Raw genomic sequence first — 22,807 nt, 5'->3', positions numbered from 1 at the left:
TCTCCATGGAAGGGCCGTTCGTCACCGATTTGGGTTTAGGGCCATACGTTTGGCTCTTCCTCTCGCTGCTGGGCTGCGTCACGCTTTTCTTCAAATTCGGCCGGATCTGGAGCGTTCGCAACCTCGACCTTTTGCTCCTCTTCGCGCTCGTGCCCGGCATGATGCTGATCGTGGCCGGCGGCGAGAAGCGCCACTGGATTGGCTTCATCCTCCTCTTCGGTGGGACGGCCGCCTGGCTGGTTCGTTTCCTGGTCGACCTGGGGTTCTCCAGACGTCCACTCCTGGAGCCGAATCTCAGCGCCTCGGGACTCTTGACGCTCTCCATAGGCGTCCTCGGCCTTTTGCTGGTGGAGACCGTGAGTCTCCCTGTTGAGGACGGCGCAGCGCGGAATCCGGCTGAGCCCTCCGGCCACGACCGCAACGGGCGATCTCCCAAGCCGGTTGAAAAGAACGCGGCGGTCCAGCAGGTCCTGGACATCACGCCTCTCCCGAACTCGCTCAGGCACGAACGGCCCCAGGTGATCGTCTCACGAGTCCTGGCCGTGCTGGCGCACCTGGCGCTGGCGTCGGGGCTGTGGCTGATCGGCTGGCGACACTACGAACGCTCGCTCACCGGCCTGTCGATGGCCGCCTGTTATCTGCTCCTGCCATACACACGGATGGCCCTGGTGGACAGCGGTCAATTGGTCGCCTCGGCGCTCATCATCTATGCGGTCTTCTGGTACGCGCGGCCGGCGATTTCCGGGCTCTTGATCGGCCTGGCGGCGGGATGGATCCCGGCCTGTCTGGGGCTGATCGCCCTCTGGACGGGGTTCTACCGGGGGCGGCAGCGGATCGTATACATCTCCGTTGCGGCGTCCGTGGCCTTCGTCTGCGCGCTCTTGGGGGCGGCCGGGCTGGGCCTTTCGGAGTGGGCCGGCGCACTGGGGGCGCGGAGCATCGCCGAGGTCGGCCTCTTCCCGCGGTTCGCCCCCCCATCGAGCGCCAACAGCTTCTGGGGCGGCATCGATCCCAGCTTCCGCCTGCCGGTGTTGATCGGCTACGCGGCGATGGTTCTGGTGGTGACTTTCTGGCCGGCCCAGAAGGATCTGGCCCAATTGATCGCGATGTCGGCGGCGCTGCTGGCGGCCAGCCAGTTCTGGTACCTGGACAAGGGGGGGACGTTGGTCTTGCTGTACCTTCCCCTGGCCTTGCTGGTTATGTTCCGGCCGACGATGAACCTGCGGCGCCTCCGTCTCGGCTCGGCCCCGCGCAACGGCTCCGCGTCGAGCACGTTGGTCGGTCCGACCGTCTGACGGTCTTCCCTCAGGAAGAGGCGTGTCCCACCGGTCGCGGCGGCTTCGGCGAACCCTTTCGCAGGGAGGGAGCGTCGGGGAAGTGGCGGAGAAGCCATCGCGAGAGGCCCCAGTCGACGAACCGAGGGGCGATCCGGTTCACCAGCACGAGGAGCCTTCCCTTGCCGGTGAGGGTGATCTCGCTCTTCTTCTTCTCGACGGCCCGAAGCGCCGCTGCGGCGACGGCTTCCGGCGGCATGGTCCGCCATTCGGCCACCGACACCCTCGCCGTCTTCACGACCGCGTGATCGTCGAACGGCGTGGCTGAGAAGCCCGGGTTCAACTGAGCGACGTGGATCCCGAAACGCCGCCACTCGATCCGGATCGACTCCAGGAAGCCGGTGACGGCGAACTTGCTGGCGCAGTATTCCGAGCGTCCCGGCAGCGCCCGGCGGGCGTTGACCGAGCCCGTGACGAGCATCACCGGGTCCACGCCTTCGGCGAGCATCGGCAGCGCGGCGCGGCAGACCTCGGCCATGGCGAAGAAGTTGATCTCGAAGACCCGGCGCAGGACCCAGGGCTCATGGGTGTCGAACTGCCCTGTCGCGCCGACGCCCGCATTGTTGACGACCAGGTCGAGCGCGCCGAACCGATTCGCCGCCTCGTCGAACAGACGACGACGGTCAGCCTCAACGGTGAGATCGGCCGCGATGATGCTGACGCGGTTGGGATCGGCCCCTCCGTGGACGAGGTCGTTGCGAACCTCCTCCAGGCGGGCGAGCGATCGGCCGGTGAGCAGCACCTGGGCGCCTCGGCGGACGAGATCCTCCGCGATCGCCTTCCCCAACCCTGAGGACGCGCCGGTCACGAGCGCGCGCGTCTCCTTCCACGATCGAGTCCGCCTCATGTCGGCAAATACCTGGAAGAACTTGAGATGTGCATCAAAGAAGCCCAGATATTCTAGCAATTTGTGGCGAGATAGAGAAGTCGCCGTCTACGCGTGGGTTGGCGCCGAAGGTCGGGATGCCGGTGTCGGGCAAGAGGTGTCGATGGGGCAAAAGTTATAGGGTTCCGGTCGCGGGAGGTCGTCCCATCCGCCGACTCATGCCGCCCCCGGAGACGCTTCGAAACCGCCGACAGACCGAGTTCCCGCGTCGTCGGGCCGTCCGTGATCGCCGCAGCTTGGCTCAGCCTTCGGCCAGGGCTTTCTCGACCTCGTGGAGAATCTCCGTCGAGAGTTTCGGGTCGGTGACGATGCGCGACATCGTCACCGCGCCGATCATCATCGAGGCCGCAGCCAGGGCGCGACGCCTGGCGTCCTCGGCCCCGGACTTCTCTGCCAGGAGCGTCACGAGCCGCTCGAAGCCTTCCGTCGCCGCCTGGCGAGTTTCGCCCTCGCAACGGGAGAGCTCGCTGCCGATCGCGGCGAGCGGGCAGCCGGCGTCGGGATTGTCCCGGTGTTGGGTCGAGAGGTACGCCGCCACAGCGGCCGGGAACGTCGGCTGCCCCGCCATCATCTCGATCAGCCCGTCGACGGCCTCCGCGCACGCCTCGGCGACGAGCTGGTCCTTCGACTCAAAGTGCTTGTAGAAGCCGCCGTGCGTCAGGCCGGCGGCCTTCATCAGATCGTTGAGCCCCGTCGCGACGATCCCGTTCTTCCGGAACTGGCGCGCGGCCGCCGAGACGATCCGCTTGCGGGTCTCCACCGCCTCTTCCCTCGACTTCCGCATGGGAAACTCCTCGGCGAAACTTTGGGATTATAGTTGACATCTAAATCGGGGTGCCTAGTATTTGGATGTCGAACACAATCCTATTCTCTCGCCGAGGAGAAGTCCAATGTCATCGATCAAGATCCTGGTCACCGGCGCGACGGGCGACACCGGTCGGGCGACCGTCGACGAGTTGCTGGCTCGCGGCCATCAGGTCCGGGCGCTGGCCCACGGGCGTGATGAGAGGTCGGAGCGGCTGCGGGCCCGGGGCGTGGAGGTCGTCTACGGCGATCTGCTCGACTTCGGTCAGGTCCGGGCCGCGCTGGACGGGGTGCAGCGGGCCTACTTCGTCTATCCGATCCGACCCGGCATCCTGGAGGCGACGGCCTATTTCGCGCAGGCCGCGAAGGAAGCCGGTGTCGACGGCATCGTCAACATGTCGCAGAAGTCAGCGCGGGAGGACGCGAAGAGTCATGCCGCGACCGACCACTGGCTCTCCGAGCGGGTCTTCGACTGGTCCGGCCTGACGGTCGCCCACATCCGGCCGACCTACTTCGCCGAGTGGCTCATCTACCTCTCGCCGCTGATCAAGGCCGGACTGCTTCATGTGCCGTTCGGCACGGGGAAGCACGCCCCGATCGCCGCCGAGGACCAGGGCCGGGTGATCGCCGGAATCCTTGACGACCCCGCGCCGCACAAGGGGAAGATCTATCCGCTCTACGGCCCCGTTGAATACACCTACGAGGAGACGGCCGTGGTCCTGAGCCGGGTGCTGGGTAAGCGGGTGGAGTACAAGCAGGTTGATTTCGAGACGTTCCTGGCGTTGCAGAGTTCCGGCCGCCAGAGCCCGACCGAGGGGGCGTCCTCCCGGAACATGTATGGCGAACTGGGCGGGAAAACCAAGAGAATCGGCGATTCCTTCGTCGTGCAGCATCTGAAGGAGGTCGCGATCGACCATCAGAACGGCGTTTTCGAGGGGACCAACGACCTCGTCGAGAAGCTCGGCGGTCGTCCTCCGATGACGCTCGAGGCGTTCATCGAGAAGCATCGCGCGGCGTTCGTATGATCGCCTCTCCCCCAATCGTCGAGAGGTGGGCCATGACCGGATCGATCGGGACCGCTGCACTGCTGACCGGGACGACGTTCGTCGTCGTCCTCCTGCTCACCCTTGGGACGGCGCGGGGGGCTCGGAAGGCCGGGCTGCCCCGCTGGCTCGCCCCCTCCTTCGCGGCGGTGATGATGGTCTGGCTGGGCGCGACGGCGCTCGTCGGCATGAGCGGGGTCCTCTCCCAGTGGGAGGCCCGCCCGCCCCGCTGGCCGCTGGTCCCCTTGACGGGCCTCGCGACGTTCGTCGGGCTCGGTTCGACCAGGGCGTCCCGGCGGATTATCGGGGAGGTCCCTCCGTGGCAGCCGGTGGCCCTCCAGTCCTTCAGGGTGGCCGTGGAACTGGCCTTCTGGGGACTCTACACGGAGGGGTTTGCGCCGGTGCAGATCACGTTCGAGGGCCGGAACTTCGACGCCCTCGTCGGCCTCACCGCGCCGCTGGCGGCGGCCGGCATCACCTCCGGCTGGATCGGGCCTCGGGCGACGATCGCCTGGAACGTCTTCGGCCTGGCGATGCTGCTCAACGCGATCGGGACTGTCGCCACGTCCGTTCCGGGCCCCCTCCACCTGGATTGGTCGGGGGCGCCGTTCACCGCGATCGCCGCGTGGCCGGTGGTCTGGGTGCCGGCGTTCCTGGCGCCGATCGGGATCTTCCTCCACGTCGTCTCGTTTCGTCAGGCGCTCGCCGGCCTGGCGACTCGCGGGGGCGATCCGGACGCGATCGAGCATCGACCTGCGAACGACGACTCACGCTGACGCGGAATCATCCCTTCATGCCGCGACGTGAGGATCTCTCGCTTTACTTGACCCTCGTGCCGCCGACCGCGCCTTCGATCTGAGTGAAGGTCGGTACGTCCTCAGGATTGCTGTTGCGCCAGCCGTATTTTGAGGTCCTGCGGTCGGGCTGGCTGACGACGACTTTCGGCTTGGCCCGGCCGTTGTCGATGACGGTGGACGGGCCGTCGATGACGACGGGCTCGCCGTTCACCGAGGAAGGAACTTCGCAGACCGGACCGACGGTCACGTTGCTGGGCACGACGACGCCCGAGGACACGGTCCCCGGCGGGCAGGGGCTGCCCGCTCCCGAGGCCCCATAGTAGTAGTAATGGTGCTGGTGGCATCCCCAGCCGCAAACGCAGTAGCCGCCGATCAGCAGGGCGGCGAGCGTCCTGCGGCCGTCCCGGATCCGCGTGCGGGCGTGTCTCATGGGCGTAACTCCCAACGAACCGATCCATCCGGTTGAGCCGCGCGCGATTCTGAAGAAGTGGATGCAAGAGATGGGCCCCTCGCCGACGTCCTGTCGGCTCTGGTCTCGGCGGACTTTATCGGAACCTCATCAATCGGCCAACCGCAGTTTCGGGGATCGGCGCGTCGTCGTTCTCTCCGATCCATCTGGTCGTTGCCGGCGGCCGCTGATCGACCGTGGCGCATCGCCGTCGCATTTCCGATGCAAGCATTGGACAGGTCGCGACTGTGTGATTATAAGATCTTCATGGCCAGGGCGTGGGGCGTCGCCAGAGCGGCGTCGGCGTAGGGGGGGAACATGAAGATCGAGTTCGCCTGCCCGTTCTGTCGCAAGCCGCACTCGGTGGAGCCCGAACTGGCTGGGCGGCGGGGCCGCTGCAAGGATTGCGGGACGGTGATGCGAATCCCCGGGGAGCGGGTGGCGTCGGGGGCCCACAAGGCGACGCCCCGCGAAGCACCGGCGGCGCGCGTCTCAGCCCCGGCCGAGGTGAAGTCGACGACTCGCCCGCGGCCCAGGCCCGCGCCCGTTCGCGAGCCCGAGCCGATCGTCGAAGTCAGCGACCCTTACGGGCTGGCCGACGAGGTTCCCGCGCCGTCCTCGCGGCAGGGGCTCGTCGAGACGGGAGTCGCCGAGCCGGAATACGCCCCCCTGCCCCGCGCGGGGTTCGAGCCGTCGGCGAAGCTGAAACGGAAGCGGAGGGATGAAGGCCCCTGGGGGTTGCAGATCCGACAGGCCGCGATGGGGTTGATGATCATCGTGGCCTTCCTGGGGCGGGTCTCGCGAGGGCTGCAACGAGGCGGCCAGTGGGACGCAGTGTCCTACGTGGGCACGGGGGCGTTGGGGCTCTGCGTGATCGGCGGCGTGCTCGTCGTGATCGGCCTGGTGGGCGCGGCGATCAGCTTTGCTCGGGGGAACCGCCTCGCGTTCAGCGGCGAGAGCACGCGCGAGCAGCTCGATTGGTTCGTGACCATCGCCCTGCTGGCCCTCAATCTCTACGTCGGCTTCGGCTTGCCGGGGACCTCGCATATCGTGTTGACGGCGTGGGACGCCAGGCTGTCTTCCACGGAGAAGGCCGACATCGCCGCATACGACCGCATGCTGAGCTCAACGGTGAGCTTCCATAACCGCTTCGCAGACGCACTCGAAACGCTGCCGGCGCCGACTTCCCCCGGCGGGAGTGAAGCCTGGACGGCTCTCGGCGTGCTCGCGCTCGAAGGCGAGCGTCTCAAGACCGAGACACACTCAACGCCCTTGCCCACTCGCGCCCAGGTCAAGGAACTCTTCAGTCGGCATCACGCGCCGCTGCTCACCGCGTTCGCCCGCACCGCTCAGGCCTCGCACGACGTCGTGGCCCGGCTGAACCTCCCCGCGGATTCCGAATTCGGTCAGATGCTTCGTGAAACCGAGACCCACTGCATCGACTGCGAACAGATCTACACGAAACACTTTCCAGCCGGCGCCACTGACAGCGCCGGCTGGTACTTCGTCGTCTATGGCTCGGATCTCGCGCCCCAGCGGTGACGGCCGGGGCGCTTCGTCGGACGGTCGGCCCGGATCGGCTCAGGTTCCGGTCGCCCGGAAGTTCCCCCAGATGATGCCCGGGGCGCGGGTGTTCGCCACGAGGTACTGGGCGGCCATGCCGGGGTACAGGCTGGGGGTCGCCTCGCGGCGGAAGATCCCCTGGTAGATCGGCGCGACCTTGCCGACGTAGACCCGCGTCCCGGTTGGGAGCGTGACGTCCTCGACGAAGTACGCCTGGTTGGTGCCGTACCAGCTCTGGTCGAGGGCCAGCTTACGGATCGCCTGCGCGGGGGATTTGAAGACGTCGGTGGTCATGAACCGGCCGTAGCGGTCGGAGGCCGACGTGAAGTTGCGGTGGAGGACCGTCGTCGAGGTCGTCACGACCTCGCGGTATTGAAGGTGGGCGAAGGTGGCGACGTCCGAGATCGCCAGCGGGTCGGCCACCACCGACGGCTGCTGGATCCGCTTGCCGATCGAACCGCCGGGACCGAAAGCGCCTCCCGCGTTCACCAGCGCGTCGGCGAAGCCGGTCGTCGCCGAGACGATCAGCGCGGCGAAATTTGGCTGGCCGACCGCCGCGTCGACCTGGGCGATGAACGTGCTCGTCGCCAGGTTGATCGGGGCCGCGACCTGCGGCTGCTGGGTCGCGCCCAGGATCGCCTCGGTCTGGAACGCCAGCGCCTCCGACTTCAGGACGGCCGCGGCCTGTTCGTCGGTGATCGTGCTCGTCGTCTGCACCGTCGTCGCGATCGTCGACAGCCCGTCCGAGGTCTCCGTCGCCATGACCAGGAACGTCGACAGCGGCGTCCCCGCCGGCCAGACCTCGCGGCTGAGGGTCAGCTCCTTGATCTCCATGTAGGCGTCGTAGTTGAAGGTTGACACCGTGATCAACCCCAGATCGTACTGCAGTTTCAGCGAGTCGATCTCCTGCCGGAGCGCCTCGCCCTGCTGAACCAGCAGGCTCGTCGTCTTGGGAAAGCCCGCGAACGTCGCTTGCGAGGCGGCCTCATACTGGCTCACGACCTCGTCGACCACCTGCGCCAGCTTCTCGGGCGCGGTGTCCTTCGGCGCCTGGATGGCCAACTGGGCTTGAAGCGACCCCACCATCCGATCAAACGTCGCCGACAGGTTCCGACCGCCGCCGAGTCCCTGAACGCCCGGCATCTGGAAGGTCGCCATCAACGCCCGAACTTCCAGGACCTCCACGCTCCACTTCGCCCTGCGGGATTTTCCGCCGACAGCCATGTTGACCTCTCGCGTGAACTGAGTAAACCTCTTAAACCGCCCGTGTTTCCCAAATTAGTTCATGATGCGAGTCGAGGCAATCGGCAAGGTTGACGTGCGCTCATTTTGCCAAGATCGGTCGTCGGAGCCGCACGAAAGGCGGATGTCGGCGAGGAGGGCGACGGTCGGCAATGGCGAGGGCGACGCCGATCCGGCGTTCGCGGGCGTCAGGTTCGGCGAGGGCTGGTTTCCGGATCCGGGGCGATAAAACACGGATGAAGTTCGGGGCTCGAATGCTGGAGTCATCGCAGCGGACGGGCCGGGACGCCTTCGTTGGTGATGCGGATCGGCTTGATCGCGCCCTTGTCGTCGAACTCCATGCGGTCGATGCAGGTGATGCGGGCGTTGGCGTCGGTCTGGCCGCGAGGGCGGCGGTGGTAGACGATGAAGTATTCGTCGGTTCCCGGGACGTGGATCACCGAGTGGTGACCGGCTCCCGTGGCGATCTCGGGGTCTTGCTTCAGGATCTTGCCGACGCGCTTGAAGGGGCCGAAGGGGGAATCGGCGATCGCGTAGGCGACGCTGTAATCCGGACCCTTCCAGCCTCCCTCCGACCACATGAAATAGTACTTGCCGTTTCGGATGAACATGAACGGACCTTCGACGTAGCCTTCCGGGGTGATCTCCTTGAAGGAGACGCCGTCCTTGAAGGGGACGAAGCCCGTGAAGTCGTCGTTGAGCCGGGCGATGTTGCAGTGCCGCCAGCCGCCGTAGATCAGGTAGTAAGCCCCGTCGGCGTCCTTGAAGACGAACTGGTCGATGGGTTGGGCGCCGTTGTGAAATCTGTCGACGAGCGGCTTGCCGAGGTAGTCCTTGAACGGACCCGCGGGATCGTCGGCCACCGCGACGCCGATGCCGCCGAGGGTCTGGTCGTTCTGGATGTCGTTTGCGCCGAAGAAGAAGTAGTACTTGCCCCCCTTCTCCACCACGGCGGGCGCCCACATCGCACGCTTCGCCCAGGCGACGGACTTCCCATCGAGGACGCGCGGATGCTTCTCCCACGTCAGGAGATCCTTCGACGAGAAGGCGTCGAAGAAGACCTGTTCGCCGTACCGGGCAGAATAGGTCGGATAGATCCAGTACGTGTCGCCGAAGACGACGCCCTCGGGATCGGCGTACCAGCCTTCGAAGATCGGATTGCCGGACGTCTTCTCCTGGGAATGTCCGGACCGAGGGATCGCGAGGAGAAGAAGACAGGCTGCGAGTCGAAGTCGGCGTGTCGAATTCATAAGTCGTTGAGGCAGTCGTGAGCGACGCCGAACGTTGGTCGATCAGTGGATTGGATCGGTTTGACGTCGGGTCAGGTTGATGGAATCAGATGGTCAAGTGGATCGCCCGCGTTGAATTGCCAGGCATAGGCGCGGCCTTCAAGCCGTTTCCCAGGTCTTCCACCGAGCGGATCGACACGGTCGGTCCACTCGCTACGAAGGCGATTATCCCTGACGGCAACGATCTTGGACAAGCATCGTGGTCGGTCGGTGGCGTCATGCATCGCGCGCCGACTGCCTTCGCTGAGCCCTTTTCGATGGTCGATTAAGGTTGTTGAGGTACTGGTAAGTACCGCCTTGTTAACCGCTTTTCTCCCCTGGTAGTCTGATCACGGGGTTGATTTATTCGCGAGGTCGCAGTGGGGATTCCGACCGAGTTCGGCGATTTCTCCCTTGCCGTCGAAGGCGAGACCCGCGGCGGATTCTCCTGGACAAGGTAATCCCGAACCGGCGTTCAGGGGGCGTCCCTTCGTCCTCGGGATTCCACAAGACGCGTCGTCCACCCGGGCGTCCTGTTGTCCTCGCCGGCGTCTAACATGATCCAGCGTGATCGAGGATCGATCGGTCATCGGGGCCCGACCCGTTCTCAGGCCGTGAAACCTGGATGGAAAACGATTCATGCCGACAATCCATCGGAAGAGTGGCCTGCAGATCACTACGGCCTCCGGCTACCGTGTCGCTGAAATCGTCACGTCGGCGAAGCCCAAACGGCGGACGAGGTCGGGGGCCTTCCCCACCGCAGTCCCGATGCCTCGGAACGCGGACGCGGAGACGGCTGCCGACGATGCGGTCGTCGAGGCGTTCCGCCGGCAGGAGATGGAACTGGTCGACCAGGTCGAGCTTGAGCCGGATAGCTCCGCGCCGCCGGCTGCGAAGCGTGGCGGGCGGGCAGCCAGGGCCGCTGAAGCGACCGAATTCGCTCTTTCTCTGGAGCCTCACGAAGACGCGGTCGTGCTGCTCGAACAGGATGGCGTGTATTCGTGGGAGTTCGCGACCGAGGCCACGACTCGATCGGCCGCAGGCCAGAAGCGCGGCCGGGCCGCGGCCCCTGCTCAGAGGATGGTGAAGTTCCAGATCACGCCGGCCCTCCAGGCGGCCCCGAAGCGAGGCGAGACGCGACGTGGAATCATCGGCGACTTCATCGCGGAGAAAGTCAGGGCGTTCGTCTTCAAATTCGCCGCTCGCATCGCCGTCGGCAGCGCCATGGCGTTTCTCGAGCGGAACGTGCGGCGCGGCCTCGTCGCGATGTCGGATGGGGACCCGAGCCGTTGGGGCTTGCTTGACGACCCCACGTCGCTCCTGCCGAAGGATCGACCGGCGCGCGTCCTGCTCTTCGTCCACGGCACGTTCAGCAGCACGATCGGTTCCTACGGCGCGCTGTCTGCAACGCCCTGGGGACAGGAATTCCTCAAAGCGGCCCGCGAAAACTACGACCTGGTGATCGGCTTCGATCACGCGACGCTCAGCAACGACCCCTTGGAGAATGCGTCGGACTTGCTCGCTCGCCTCCAGAGCATCTCATGGCCGCATCCTCCTCGGCTCGACGTGGTCACGCACAGCCGCGGGGGGCTGGTCCTCCGGAGCCTGTCCGAACACCTCCTGCCCCTGGCCAGCTTCCCGGTCCTGATCGAGCGAGTCGTCTTCGTCGCCGTGACCAACGGCGGCACCCGGCTGGCCGAACCGGCGAACTGGCACGCCATGATCGATTTCTACACCAATCTCTCGGTCGCGGCCTGTCGCGTGATCGGCATGATGCCCCAGGCCAAGGCGGTCACCCTCGTCCTCGGGGAGATCGCTCAAGGCCTTGGCTCGCTGGTGAAGTACTTGGCGACGACCATCGTCACCGAACGCGCCGTACCCGGGCTGGCCGCGATGGAGCCGGACGGCGATTTCATCAAAAAGCTCAACGAGGAGCAGGTGAACCAGCCGAGCATCGCCAACAGTTACTACTGCGCGATCACGTCCGAGTTCGAGCCGCGCGTCTTCGGCGGCGATCACGAGCCGAAGGAGTTCCCGGGCCGCCTGCTGCAGTGGATCATCGACGTTTTCGCCAAGCAGTTGATCAAGGAGGCGAATGACCTGGTAGTCGATACGGCCTCCATGACCCGGGTGGACCCGCAACTCGGCAAGTACATCAAGGACACCCTCGATTTCGGCAAGAACCCGCAGGTCTATCACACCAACTATTTCGTCCGGCCCGAGGTCGCCAACGCCCTGGCTCGCTGGCTGAGACTCGCCGGCCCGGCTGAGATCGAGACCAGGCCCCGGTCTACCAACACGACACGCGGTGGAACTCGCCGTCCGAAGGGAGGTAAGAGAGGCCTCCCCAGGGCGGCAGCTTTCAGTCCTGACGTGATCGAGGTGGGTGGGGTGGCCGGCGCCGAGATCCCCGCGGCGGTGGACACAGACATCGTCGTGATGGCAGCTACGACGCCAGTTGAGGAGGCCCTCGAGTCGATCAAGCAGGACAGCCCGAGCTACGTGGTGATCCGGCGGGAGCATCAAGGTGAGATGCTCAACTATGCGTTCTCGAGCGAAGAGGTGCTCGAGCAGGCGAAGATCATCGAGGGCCAAACCTCGCTCCACAGCGCCCTCAACCTCCACGAGACCGGCCGCTCGGACACGCGTTCGGTGACCGACTCGATGATTCCCGCCGCTTCAAAGGGGTTCGAGTCGACGACGCGTCGCGCGGTCGTCCTCTCTGGGTACAAGCCGGTCGGCGTCCTCCCCGAGGAATCGGAGCTCTCCAACGCGGAGGAGTTGGCCAACCTCGCGAGACTGGCCGTCAATCCGACGAAGGATGCTGACAAGGTCCTGGCTCGTCGGGCGATGCCGACCTTCGCGATCGCCCACGGGACCGCGCCGGATCCTACGCCACGGCCAGCCAATCGAGGTGGAGGCGGTACGACCCGAAGTGGAGACGGTGCGAGCCGAGGAGGCGGCGGTGCGACCCGGGGACCGGGAAAGAAGACGGCCGTCGAGCCGAAGGTTACCTGCCACTTCCGCGCCGAGATGGAAGAAGAGGTGGTCCTCAACCGTACGACGACGGTCGAAGTCCTCGTCTCGCGCGAAGTCATAGGCAAGGCGATCCACGCCGCGGCCTCGGAGAGTCAGGTTGAGATCGACCCGAGTCGGAAGCTGCTGATCCAGGTCTTGCCCAAGGTCAACTTCGAGTCGGTCGACGAGGACTGGGTCGAGATCGATCCACCGAAGCCCGGCGAGCCGACGCCGCTCTATTTCATCCTCAGGCCGACGCACGTCGGCGAGGGCGAGGTCCGCGTGGTGGCGCGGCAGGGCCAGGTGCCTCTGGTCACCCTCGTGCTGAAGCCCCAGATCGTCAAGACCCGGGGCAAGTCTCCCCGCAGGGCCTCGGCGAGCGCGACGACCGCCGAGGCGCCAAAGCTGGCCGCCCCGCTGCACCAACTCACCATCATCGAGCGTCGGAACGGCGATGACGTCTCCTACAGCTACCGGTTGCAATCTCCCGCCCTCAAAGTGCTGGAACGGGGCGATTCGAAGCCGCTCGTCGGCGATCGTAAGCGGTATGTGGAGGAACTCTACAAGACGATCGAAGACCGGTGGGTCAGCACCGACGGGGACCAGGATGACTTCCTCGAAGAGCTGCGCGCGATCGGCGCGGTGATGTTCAACGAGTTGATTCCGGATAAATTGCAGCGAGTGTTGTGGGATTATCGAGACCAGCTCAAAAGCATCATGGTCATGGCCGAGGAGCCCTTCATCCCCTGGGAATTGGTGCACCTCTGCGCGCCCGGAAAGCCGCTGGGCTCGGAGGAGCGATTCCTGGGGCAGTTGGGCCTCGTGAGATGGCTCGACGATGCGGGTTGGCCGAACGAGAAGGTGGGTGACCACGCGGGGAAAGCTCGCTACGTGATCCCTAGCTACCCCCATCCCGACTACGTGCTTCCCGAGGCGGAGAAGGAGTGGAAATTCCTGGAGGACGAATTTAAGGCCACGAGGGTGGAGGCGAAGTCCGGCGCCGTACGGAAACTGCTCGCCCAGCCGGGGGCGTTCGACCTGCTCCACTTCGCCTGTCACGGCGTCGCCGATCAGGGGAATATCTCTGACGCCCAGCTCCTGATGGAGGGCCGCGTCGAGGGGGGCAAGTACGTTCTCGACAAGCTTACCGCGACGACCGTCGAGTCCCACGCGAATCTGGGGTCGGACGGGCGGGCGCCGATCGTCGTCCTGAACGCTTGCCAGGCCGGGCGAGCAGGTTACAAACTGACCGGGGTCGGCGGCTTCGCCCAGGCCTTCCTCAGGCGTGGTGCGGGGGCCTTCGTCGGCACGCTCTGGTCGGTCGGGGACAGCCCCGCGAGGACCTTCACCGAGTCCTTCTACACTCATCTCAAGCAGGGGGCGATGATCTCCGAGGCGGCCGTCGCGGCCCGCGAGGAAGCCCGCAAGGCTGGCGATGCGACGTGGCTGGCGTACGTGGTCTACGGGCACCCGCACGCGAAACTCGGCTGACCCACGCGAATTCGAGGCGGCATCGAAACCGGCTCGGCTCCGTCGACCTCGGTTCCATCGGCGAGATCCTCGACGCCGCCGATGCAAGGGCGGCGTCGAGGACGTGGAAATCGCACGGCCCAAGCCTAGAAGGCGTCGGAGCTGACGACCTCGCCGCCGTTCTTGGAGCCGATCGACCACCAGGTGATCCGGCTGATCGAGTCCTTGACGAAGCGGACCGAGCCGTCGCCGAAGAGGGTGTTGACGCCTCCGGGGTGGAAGCTCCGGGGGCCGTACATCCCCGCGCTGGCGGGGCCGAGGTTGGTGATGGTGAAGCTCGCGCAGTCGGGGAGGGTTGAGTTCGGCGTGAGCGCCATGTTGCTGGTGGCACCGACCTCGACACGGCCGTTGGCCCAGTAGGCGTGGGCGGCTCCCCACTGTCGCGACACCGAACTGGCGTTTCCGCTGTACGCCGCGCCGCCGGTGTCGGCCTGCTTCATCGCCGCGCAGGCGGCGGCGTAGCTGTCGAGCTGCGGGATGCTCTCGAAGAAGGTCACGGTGCTGGGGGGCGTTCCGGACTGGTTGTCGTAGACGTCGCCCCGGTAGAGAGCCGGAGAAAGGTCGCCGCGGACGACCTCCAGGACGGCCACGGTGTTGCTCATGCCGTCGGTGAACGAGGCGAACGAGGAAGCCGTCGAGTACGAGAACGGCCCGGACTGGGGCGTGTTCCAGTGCCACTGAGGGCCGTAGCTCGCCGCGTAGTTCGTCCCGGCCGGCCAGACGTTGCCTGACGCCTCGCTCGGGCAGAGGAACGTGTTCACGACCGCGTTCCGCACCGTCGAGTTGATGTAGTCGCTGCCGCCCCAGACCGGGGAGATCAACCAGTTGAAGGCATTGAAGAGGAGCCCCCCTTCGATGTTGTTAGCAGCCCGGAGCAGGAAACTCGGCCCCTGGTCGGGGCTGGTCGCCGCCGCTTGCGTGGTCATCAGGGTCGCCACGGGTGGAAACGTGTCGTAGGTGCTGGCGTAGTTGTGCATCGCCAGCCCGATCTGCTTCATGTTGTTGACGCACTGCATCCGTCGGGCCGCTTCGCGAGCCGCCTGCACGGCGGGGAGCAGCAGCGCGATCAGCACCGCGATAATAGCGATCACCACCAGTAGCTCAATCAACGTGAAAGCGCGACGCACTTTCATGACGGGACCTCCAGTCTCGATGGAAGAGGTGCAAGACTCGGATCATCCCTGGCGAGACCGTTCCAAAAACATGCATCGCGATCGTCCACCCTTGAGAGAGGGTGGAGAAACCAGCGTGATGCACCACGTCGCCAGGCCCACGACCCTGGGCTCGCGACTCGTCCTCGCCAACGACGGTCGTCACTCTACCGCGACGGCATGGCGAAGGAACGACGAAAAGGGCATATTTTGAAGATTAACGTTTAGTATGGTTTGTGATGCGATGGCCGATCGTTGACGCCCCGAAGCTTCTCGACAGTCGCACACCAGGCGCACACGTGGGGGAGCGGCGCAACTCTCCTGATGCCGGCTGGGGATTCGGCCCCCAGGTTACGAGGAGGTGAAGGAGCAGAACGATCGACCTACCGGTCGCAGGGCCCCCTTGATCCGGTCGGGATGCGTCGGTCGTGCCGATTGGGGGCGACTATGACGAGAGTTGTCGACGCGGGAAGTCGATGAAAGAGGAAGAAGCGTTGGCGGGAGCGAGGACGTCGGCCCGCAATCTTCTCCCAAAGCGCCAGGCAGGAGCGGAATGTGACGATGCACAGGCGAGCTTTTCGACCCGAAGCGTCCCACCGTCTGGAAGATCGGTCCCTGCAATCGGGTATGGGGGGGGCGGCCGGCACCGTCGAACTTCCGGCTGGCCGGCTTGACGGCATCCTCCGCCAGGTCCGGTTGAGCTATTTCCTGTACGTGCGCAAGCCCAACATGGAGCAGCTTCGCAACCATCTTCAGCAAGCCGTCGTGCTCGTCCCCTACGGCCGCGAGGACGGCCTGGGGGAGAAGATCAACGACTTCCTGCACGAAGTGCACGACGGCATTGCCAATGGGGCGCCTCTCCCCGTCTATACCGCCTCCAGGCAGACGATCAACCTGGTTCGCTCCGACGTGTACAACCGCGTCCGCGCCGGGGACGTGGTCATCGTGAGCGGATCTTGAGGACCGGCTAACCCTTCACGCGCACGAATCATCGCCCGATTCGATGGTCGCCGTCGGCACATGAGCGCGACGCGGGTCATCGGCGGATTGAATCCGGGTGTTATTCATTGAGGGTCATCAGGAACCATCGTAGAGATAGAGGCCACGCGTCTCCATCGCTCGTTGGCAACCTGATTGTCGGAGAGAGAATCGCGATCCACGATCGCCGAAAAGCGCGCGAACGGACCCGACGTATTATCGACGCAAATTGCTTCGGGTTCGTGGTTTAGGGTCGGTATGTCGGTTGGCTTCGTTCGCGAGCGAAGCCATTTCGGGTGCTCCTGGGACGGGTTCACCAGGCACGATCGAGAAGCTCTTCGAGGGATGTCTGGGTGCACTCGCGGGGGTTGGAGGCGAGGTCGGGGTCGAGAAGGGCGAGGCGGGCGTATTCGGGGATGCGGTCGCGTGAGGGGCCTTCCAGATCGCCGAGCTTACGTGCAAGGGGGGCGTTGGAACGAAGAAGTTCCACGAGCGTGATGAGGTGGCCGGGGCCGTCGCCGGCCCGACCCAGCCCGACGCGCGAGGCCAGCTCGGCCATGCGGGGCTCGGCGGCCTGACGGTTGTATCTCAGGACGTGTGGGAGGAGGATCGCCACCAGCGGCGCGTGCCGACCGGGGGCGTCGACCTCGACGGCGAAAGCCAGGGCGTGGGCCGCCCCCAGTCCTTTCCGAGCTGCCGCGCCGCCCAGGAGCGATCCGACGGTCATCGCGGCGCGGGCCTCGGCATTCGAGCCGTCGAGCACGGCGGCCTCGAAGCCTCGGAAGATGTACCGCAGGCCCTCGATCGCCGCGCCGTCGCAGAACGGATGAAACCCGGCGGCGAGGTAGGCCTCCAGGCAATGCGAGAGGGCGTCGATCCCCGTCGCCGCCGTCAGCGCAGGGGGGGCCGATCGAGTGAGCGAGGGGTCGGAGATCGTCAGCGAGGGGAGCGTGGGCGTTCCCCCGACGTCGCGCTTGCAGCCGGTTTCCATCGAGCGGATTCGGGCCGTGGGCAGGGCCTCAACCCCCGGGCCGGCCGAGGTCGGAACCGCCACCAGCGGCGTCCCGCCGACGAACCGCCGAATCGCCTTGGCGGTCTCAATCGCTGAGCCGCCTCCCAGCCCCACCAGGCCGTCGCAGCCGCTTTCACGGAAGCGTTCGATGGCGCGCGAGACATCCGCTTCCGTCGGGTCGGGGGAGAGTTCGGCGAACAGCTCGGAGGCGTCGAGCGGCTGACGGACGGCGTCGACCAGTCCGACGGCGACCAGCCCCGCATCGGTGACGATCAGGGGACGGGCGACCCCCAGCCCCGCCAGCGCAGCGGCCAGGCCTCGGGCCGAGCCGGCGCCGATCCTCACGGGCGCGGGGAGTTCGAGAGCCGTCGTCCCGGCAGGGATCGCAGGCGCGATCCCGGACGAGAGCATGGGGCCGATCACTGGGCCGCCCTCCAGGCCCCGTCAGTCGAGGGTGTCAAGGAGCCCCTCCATCTCGGCTGCGGCGTGGCCGTCACCTCGGGTTCGCGCCAACGCGATCCCGGCCCGAAGCGTCTCGGCGGCGGCCTCGAACTCCTCGGCCTCCGCATAGGACTGCCCGAGCTGCTGGTAAGCCGCGACCGCTTCCGCCGGCCCGTCGGCGATGAGCGCCTTGAGCCGCTCTCGGCCCTCGTCCACATCGCCCTCGCGCAGGCACTGCACGGCCAGGCCATATCGCAAGAAGGCGTCCGAGGGGTCCTCACTGAGGCTTGCTTCCAACTTCAACCGCTTCGGCGACTTTTCGGCCATTCATCCCGACTCCGCGACCTTAAGAAACCTGCCCTCTTCTAGTTTGACGATCAGGCGGGGGTTTTGGGCAGGGCGATTTTTTTGAATCGTGAATCGGCGGCAGAGGTTAGGACCTCGTCGCCGCGATCGAGCCGTCCGAGCGTGCCGAGTTGAGGAGGCGCGCTCCCCCGCGAGGCTTCAGGAGTGGCGCCGCTCCACCAATTCCGTGCAACGAAACGACCGACCTGACGGCTTATTCATGACGTGCGGGCGTTAAAATGGGAAATTTGATTGTGTTATTCGGATAGTTGCGGAACGTGGAAAGCCTGGGCGAAAGACGGTGGACTAGGTTCAAGCTGGTAATGTGGGCAACCGATCCAAGAGCACGTCGGACGAGCCTGGTGGGCGGCGGAGCGGAGTCGCCGGGCCGGGGCATGGAAGTCAGCCGACGCTCAACGCGATTGGGGACGACATCGTGTCAAAACCTTGGAATCGCCGAGGAGGGGTGGAACGCCCCCTGGGCTTGCCGGGCCCTCGGGCGGGCGTCGCCTTGATGGCGGTCGTTCTGGCTCTGACTGCGGCGACGGCGAAGGCGTCCGACCCGTCGGCGGTCGGCGTCCGACGGACGGCCGTGGTGGAGGCCGTGGCGAAGACGCAGGCCTGCGTGGTCAACATCTCCAGCGAGAAGAAGGCGGCGTCCAGCAGCCGCTGGCCTTTCTCGCCGGAGGAGAATCAAAGACCGCGGGTCAACGGCATGGGCTCGGGCGTCATCGTCGACGGCCGGGGCTACATCCTCACCAACCACCACGTGGTGGATAGGGTTCAGGGGGTGCAGGTCCAGCTTCTGGACGGCACGACGTACCCGGCCCGGGTCCTCCAGTTCGACCCGGTGATGGACCTGGCCCTGATCAAGGTGGAACCCCGGACCCCCCTGCCGGCGATCACGATTGGAACGTCGTCCGACCTGATGATCGGCGAGCCGGTGATCACCATCGGCAACGCGTTCGGCTATGAGAACACGGTGTCCGTCGGGATCGTGGGCGCCCTGCACCGCGACGTGACCCTGTCCGACGAGCAGGTCTACCGCAACCTGATCCAGACCGACGCCGCGATCAACCCCGGAAACTCTGGGGGGCCGCTGATCAACATCGAAGGCGAGTTGATCGGCATCAACGTGGCGGTGCGGGCCGGCGCTCAGGGGATCGGCTTCGCCCTCCCCATCGACGAGGTGAAGCGGACCGCCGCCGAGATGCTCAGCACGCGTCGGCTGGCGGCGACCTGGCACGGGGTTTCGGCGGCCGAGACGGTCCGCAACGGACGACGGGTTCTGGTGGCGGCCGACGTTCAGCACGGCGGGCCGGGCGAGTCGGCCGGCGTTCGGCCTGGCGACGAACTGCTGCAGATCGGCGGAATGACCGTCACCAACGTTGTGGACGTGGAGCGGGCGTTCCTCGACGCTCGGCCCGGCTCCGCGACGAAGGTCGTCGTCCGTCGCGGCGGCGTCGAGACCGCGCTGGCCGTGGACGTCCGGCCCGTGACCCAGGAGACGGCTCTGGCCGCCTATGAGCCGAACGATCCGATCTGGGAGTCGATCGGCCTGAGGACTTCGCCGGCGGCCACCGAGGACGTCTCCGCGGTCAACCCGAAGCTCCGCGGCGGCCTCTTCATCCAGGCCGTTCTGCCCGGCAGCCCCGCGGCCGCCGCCGCGTTGCAGCGGGGAGACATCCTGGTGGGGATGAACGTCGGCGAGCGGAACTGGGAGACCCTGCGGCCCGACCACATCCGACACGTCCTCAGCCAGCCCGAAGCCGTCCAGACCGACTCCGCCCTGCTCTACGTCATCCGACGCAACGGCGGCCTCCAGTCGCGACGGATCAGCCTGGCCGACCCCCGGGTCAAAAACATTACCGCCCAATAACCGAGATTCTCGGTCAAGCGGCCCTCGAATTCGTTCCGCGCGACCCTGCGTCGACGCTCTTCTCCAAAAGGGCGTTCGACCGGGGTCGCCGCGTTTGACCCTGGCCGACCGAGGCGAACGACGCCTCGGCTTGACCCTCCCACCCGCCGCCGCAAGGCCGAGGATCGACACAGGCTGCGGCGTCAGCTAGTCTTACTATCGAGCAAGTCGAGCCGGACGGTCCCCGCCGACCGCCTGCGAGGCGAGTGTCTGGAGTCGCGAAAGGACGGGATGCAGGATCGGGATGATTTGAGCGATTCGGGAAGTTTCCCGGACCCAGAGATCGACGCGCCGGGCCATGACGCGATTATGACCCTGGCCGTATTCGCCGAGGGAGGCCTCGCGCCGGCGTCGCTCCTGCTCGGTTGGCTGCTCGGCCACGCCCCCTTGAAGCGGTTCGGCTGGGACTTCCACGCCGGAGCGACCGGCGCGCTCCTTGGGGTTCCGCTGGCCTTTCTGCTCGTCGCCTCCCTCCGGTGGCGGTTCGCTCCGTTCATCTGGCTGCGGCGGCTCTTCGACGACGAATTCGTGCCGCTGCTGGCCAACAGCACCTGGGACGACCTGGCGCTCATCGCCGTGGCGACCGGCGTGGGTCAGGAGATGATGTTTCGAGGCGTCTTCCAGCAGACTCTCATGGATCTTTGCGGAGACGCCTGGGGCGTCGTCCTCGCCAGCTTCCTTTTCGCCGTCCTCCACCCGGTCTCCATCTCTTACGCCCTGCTCACTCTTGTGGTGGGTCTTTATCTGGGGACGGTCTACGCGGTCAGTGGAAACCTGCTGGCGTCGATCACCTGCAATATCGCGTACGTTTTCATCTTCATGAGTTGCCTGCTGCGTCCCGGCGATCCGAACCGGCCGCGCACGAATCCCATCATCGCGATCGAGGACGATCGATCGATCGACGACCCGAACGCACGATGATGTATTCTCGGTCGTCCGTGGGTATGCTGAAAGTCCCTAAGGAGAAGGTCGCTTCTGGACCGACTGCATCGAACCGGAAAGGCTCCGAGCCATGAAGGATCCGGCCCCACGGAGGCTGACGGCCGCCCTCCTGATGCTGCTGCTGACGCTCCTGCCGACCGCGAGGGCCGGCGAACCTGTCTCTCTACGGTGGCGGTTTGAGCCTGGAAAGGTCCTCCGCTACGAGCTGCGGCAGGTCGTCGCCTACGGGTCGAAGCCCGAAGGAGGCCGGGGCGTCCACACCGAACGTCGCCAGGACGTCGACTTCCACTGGACGATCGGCAAGGTGGAGGCGGACGCCGCCGAGGTGACGCTGACCATCGACCGCGTCCACGTCAAGGTCGAGGGGGACGGCCGGCCGATCGCCTTCGAATACGACACTGCGAAGGGGACGATCCACGAGGACGGTCCGTACTCGGCCCGGCTCGTCGAGCTGCTCCGAGCCCTTCCCGGCTCCGAGGTCTCCTTCCGCGTGAGCGCCCGAGGCGAGATCTCCGACCTGAAACCCACCCCAGCCCTCCAGGCGGCCGTCCGCCAGGCCGGGACGCTCGGCGGAGCGCTGCTCTTCTCCGAAGAGGGGATCCGCAACCTGATCGTCCAGACCTCCCCTCTCCTTCCCGAGGCCTCTGTGGAACCCGGAGCGACCTGGACCCGCCAGGTGACCGCCCCCATGCCGATGCTTGGCGCCCTGGTCCTCGACCGGACGTACACCGAGCGCGGGCCTCGGGCCGACGCTCCCCACGTTCACGACGTCGACGTCGAGTCCAACTGCTCGCTTCGCCCGACCCCGGAGGCCGCGCTGGAGATGAAGCTGCTGCGGCAAGCCGGCAAGGGAACCTTCGCCTTCGACGTTCGCGCCGGCCTGCTCCTGTCTGGAAGGCTGGAGGAATCCATGACGCTCGGCATCACCGCCGGCGGTCAGAGCATCGAGCAATCGGCCGAGACGCGCCTGGAACTGAAATACGTTCCCTCGGTCGAGGCCCCCGCCCCCGCACCTTCACGCTGAGCTGAATCTGGACGCCCGCCGTCGGTTCCTTCGCCTGTTGCGAGGGGCGTCGGCCGGGCATGACGCCCGCCGCTTCACCACCTGGGAGTTCCGATTGATGTCGCACCCGTCCCCCACGCCCCGACGTCGCGCCCTCGCAACCGCCCTGGGGCTGGCCGCGATCCTCGCGACCGCGCCGGCGGCCCTCGCCGACGCTCCCCTCCGCTGGAAGTTCACGAAGGGTGAGACCATCCGGTACACCCTGGTTCAGAAGACCGACACCAGGATGAAGGCCGGCGACAAAGAGGCGGGTCAGACGATCCAGCAGGCCAGCGACGTCCGCTGGACGGTCGACGACGTCTCCCCCGAGGGCGTCGCCCAGATGACCCAGGCCAACGAACGCATCAAGATCAAGATGGAGGTGGCCGGCCAGCCTCCGTTCGAGTTCGACAGCGCTGAGCCGGACAAGGCTCAGGAAGGCCCCATCGCCGCCCAGCTTAGCTCCATGTTCAAGGCCGTGGCCGGCCTCCAATACACCTTCAAGATGGATCCCCGGGGCCGCATCGACTCCGTCTCGATCCCCCAGAAGTCGCTCGACAGTCTGAAGCAGAGTTTCACCGGGCCGATGGCCACCCTCTTCTCGGAGGAATCGGTGAAGAAGATGATCACCCAGTCGATCCTGATCTTCCCCGAGGAGGCCATCGCCGACGGCAAGGGCTGGAGCGAGGAGTCCAAGCTCCCGCTCGCCCAGTTCGCGACCGTCGTCACCGACAAGACCTACACCGTCGTCGGCCCCGAGGCCAATGCGCCCGGACGGGTCAAGATCGCCCTCGACGCCAAGATGAAGCTTGAGGACCTTCAGAACCCCCAGCTTCAGGTGGAGATCAAGGAGCAGAAGAGCGACGGCTCGTACGCTTTCGACAAGGAGAAGGGCCGGCTCGACAGCTCTCACGTCAAAATCAAGATGGTCCAGCTGATCACGGTCGGCGGAAATCAGCTCGAACAGACCATTGAGAACACGATGGACATGACGATCGGGAACGAGCCCGCCCCCAAGTGAGCCCACCCGTCCATCCGGGGCGAT

18 protein-coding genes are annotated in these 22,807 nt (G+C 66.0%); 10 read left to right on the top strand and 8 right to left on the bottom strand.

Going from position 1 to position 22,807, the window contains the following annotated elements; genetic code table 11:
* Positions 1 to 5: 5 nt before the first annotated feature.
* Entirely contained in the window at positions 6 to 1,295 is a 1,290-nt protein-coding gene (locus tag G5C50_RS12440) for a hypothetical protein (RefSeq protein WP_165069632.1), read from the top strand.
* Between the two features lie 10 nt (positions 1,296 to 1,305).
* Here the strand turns inward: G5C50_RS12440 and G5C50_RS12435 are convergent, their stop codons facing one another.
* Positions 1,306 to 2,142, bottom strand: a complete 837-nt coding sequence (locus G5C50_RS12435; RefSeq protein WP_240907064.1) for an SDR family NAD(P)-dependent oxidoreductase — start codon at positions 2,140 to 2,142, stop codon at positions 1,306 to 1,308.
* A gap of 319 nt (positions 2,143 to 2,461) precedes the next feature.
* Positions 2,462 to 3,004 (bottom strand): TetR/AcrR family transcriptional regulator, encoded by a 543-nt coding sequence (locus tag G5C50_RS12430; protein ID WP_165069629.1) that lies wholly within the window; start codon positions 3,002 to 3,004, stop codon positions 2,462 to 2,464.
* 106 nt (positions 3,005 to 3,110) lie between these two features.
* Between G5C50_RS12430 and G5C50_RS12425 the strand changes: the two genes are divergently transcribed.
* Both G5C50_RS12425 and G5C50_RS12420 read left to right on the top strand, forming a co-directional pair.
* The gene (locus tag G5C50_RS12425) at positions 3,111 to 4,049 is read left to right on the top strand and encodes an NmrA family NAD(P)-binding protein (RefSeq protein WP_165069627.1); all 939 of its coding nucleotides are present in this window, start codon (positions 3,111 to 3,113) and stop codon (positions 4,047 to 4,049) included.
* 32 nt (positions 4,050 to 4,081) lie between these two features.
* On the top strand, positions 4,082 to 4,843 hold the full coding sequence (locus G5C50_RS12420) for a hypothetical protein (protein WP_165069624.1): 762 nt from the start codon (positions 4,082 to 4,084) through the stop codon (positions 4,841 to 4,843).
* A 43-nt stretch (positions 4,844 to 4,886) separates the two neighbouring features.
* Here the strand turns inward: G5C50_RS12420 and G5C50_RS12415 are convergent, their stop codons facing one another.
* The gene (locus G5C50_RS12415; protein WP_165069622.1) at positions 4,887 to 5,294 is read right to left on the bottom strand and encodes a hypothetical protein; all 408 of its coding nucleotides are present in this window, start codon (positions 5,292 to 5,294) and stop codon (positions 4,887 to 4,889) included.
* A gap of 336 nt (positions 5,295 to 5,630) precedes the next feature.
* On the opposite strand from G5C50_RS12415, the gene G5C50_RS12410 reads away from it, so the two are divergent.
* Positions 5,631 to 6,854 carry a zinc ribbon domain-containing protein gene (locus tag G5C50_RS12410; RefSeq protein ID WP_165069619.1) on the top strand — a complete coding sequence of 408 codons (1,224 nt, stop codon included), beginning with the start codon at positions 5,631 to 5,633 and terminating at the stop codon, positions 6,852 to 6,854.
* Between the two features lie 39 nt (positions 6,855 to 6,893).
* Here G5C50_RS12410 and G5C50_RS12405 read toward each other — a convergent pair whose 3' ends face one another.
* A complete protein-coding gene (locus tag G5C50_RS12405) occupies positions 6,894 to 8,099 on the bottom strand; it encodes a hypothetical protein (protein WP_165069617.1) in 1,206 nt (401 codons plus the stop codon).
* Between the two features lie 281 nt (positions 8,100 to 8,380).
* Positions 8,381 to 9,367 carry a glycoside hydrolase family 43 protein gene (locus tag G5C50_RS12400; RefSeq protein WP_165069614.1) on the bottom strand — a complete coding sequence of 329 codons (987 nt, stop codon included), beginning with the start codon at positions 9,365 to 9,367 and terminating at the stop codon, positions 8,381 to 8,383.
* 657 nt (positions 9,368 to 10,024) lie between these two features.
* Between G5C50_RS12400 and G5C50_RS12395 the strand changes: the two genes are divergently transcribed.
* Positions 10,025 to 13,894 (top strand): DUF7379 domain-containing protein, encoded by a 3,870-nt coding sequence (locus G5C50_RS12395; RefSeq protein ID WP_165069612.1) that lies wholly within the window; start codon positions 10,025 to 10,027, stop codon positions 13,892 to 13,894.
* A 125-nt stretch (positions 13,895 to 14,019) separates the two neighbouring features.
* On the opposite strand, the gene G5C50_RS12390 is transcribed toward G5C50_RS12395, so the two are convergent.
* Positions 14,020 to 15,066, bottom strand: coding sequence for a DUF1559 domain-containing protein (locus G5C50_RS12390; RefSeq protein WP_165069609.1), 1,047 nt, complete (start codon positions 15,064 to 15,066; stop codon positions 14,020 to 14,022).
* 579 nt (positions 15,067 to 15,645) lie between these two features.
* Between G5C50_RS12390 and G5C50_RS12385 the strand changes: the two genes are divergently transcribed.
* Complete coding sequence (locus tag G5C50_RS12385; protein WP_165069607.1) at positions 15,646 to 16,044, top strand: hypothetical protein; 399 nt, start codon at positions 15,646 to 15,648, stop codon at positions 16,042 to 16,044.
* A 331-nt stretch (positions 16,045 to 16,375) separates the two neighbouring features.
* On the opposite strand, the gene G5C50_RS12380 is transcribed toward G5C50_RS12385, so the two are convergent.
* Entirely contained in the window at positions 16,376 to 17,497 is a 1,122-nt protein-coding gene (locus G5C50_RS12380) for an iron-containing alcohol dehydrogenase (RefSeq protein WP_165069605.1), read from the bottom strand.
* 21 nt (positions 17,498 to 17,518) lie between these two features.
* Positions 17,519 to 17,842: a hypothetical protein gene (locus G5C50_RS12375; RefSeq protein WP_165069603.1), complete on the bottom strand. Its 324-nt coding sequence runs from the start codon at positions 17,840 to 17,842 to the stop codon at positions 17,519 to 17,521.
* A gap of 484 nt (positions 17,843 to 18,326) precedes the next feature.
* On the opposite strand from G5C50_RS12375, the gene G5C50_RS12370 reads away from it, so the two are divergent.
* The 4 genes from G5C50_RS12370 to G5C50_RS12355 all read left to right on the top strand — a co-directional run bounded on the left by G5C50_RS12370 (position 18,327) and on the right by G5C50_RS12355 (position 22,783).
* A complete protein-coding gene (locus G5C50_RS12370) occupies positions 18,327 to 19,739 on the top strand; it encodes a trypsin-like peptidase domain-containing protein (RefSeq protein WP_240907063.1) in 1,413 nt (470 codons plus the stop codon).
* A 288-nt stretch (positions 19,740 to 20,027) separates the two neighbouring features.
* Positions 20,028 to 20,699, top strand: coding sequence for a CPBP family intramembrane glutamic endopeptidase (locus tag G5C50_RS12365; RefSeq protein ID WP_165069601.1), 672 nt, complete (start codon positions 20,028 to 20,030; stop codon positions 20,697 to 20,699).
* A 91-nt stretch (positions 20,700 to 20,790) separates the two neighbouring features.
* Complete coding sequence (locus G5C50_RS12360) at positions 20,791 to 21,744, top strand: hypothetical protein (protein ID WP_165069599.1); 954 nt, start codon at positions 20,791 to 20,793, stop codon at positions 21,742 to 21,744.
* 97 nt (positions 21,745 to 21,841) lie between these two features.
* On the top strand, positions 21,842 to 22,783 hold the full coding sequence (locus tag G5C50_RS12355) for a DUF6263 family protein (protein WP_165069597.1): 942 nt from the start codon (positions 21,842 to 21,844) through the stop codon (positions 22,781 to 22,783).
* The last annotated feature ends 24 nt before the right edge of the window (positions 22,784 to 22,807 follow it).

Origin of the sequence: Paludisphaera rhizosphaerae, from assembly GCF_011065895.1 — a bacterium.
Taxonomy (GTDB): Bacteria; Planctomycetota; Planctomycetia; order Isosphaerales; family Isosphaeraceae; genus Paludisphaera; species Paludisphaera rhizosphaerae.
Note: the sequence above shows the minus strand (reverse complement) of the source record. Positions and strands in the feature narration are given on the sequence as shown.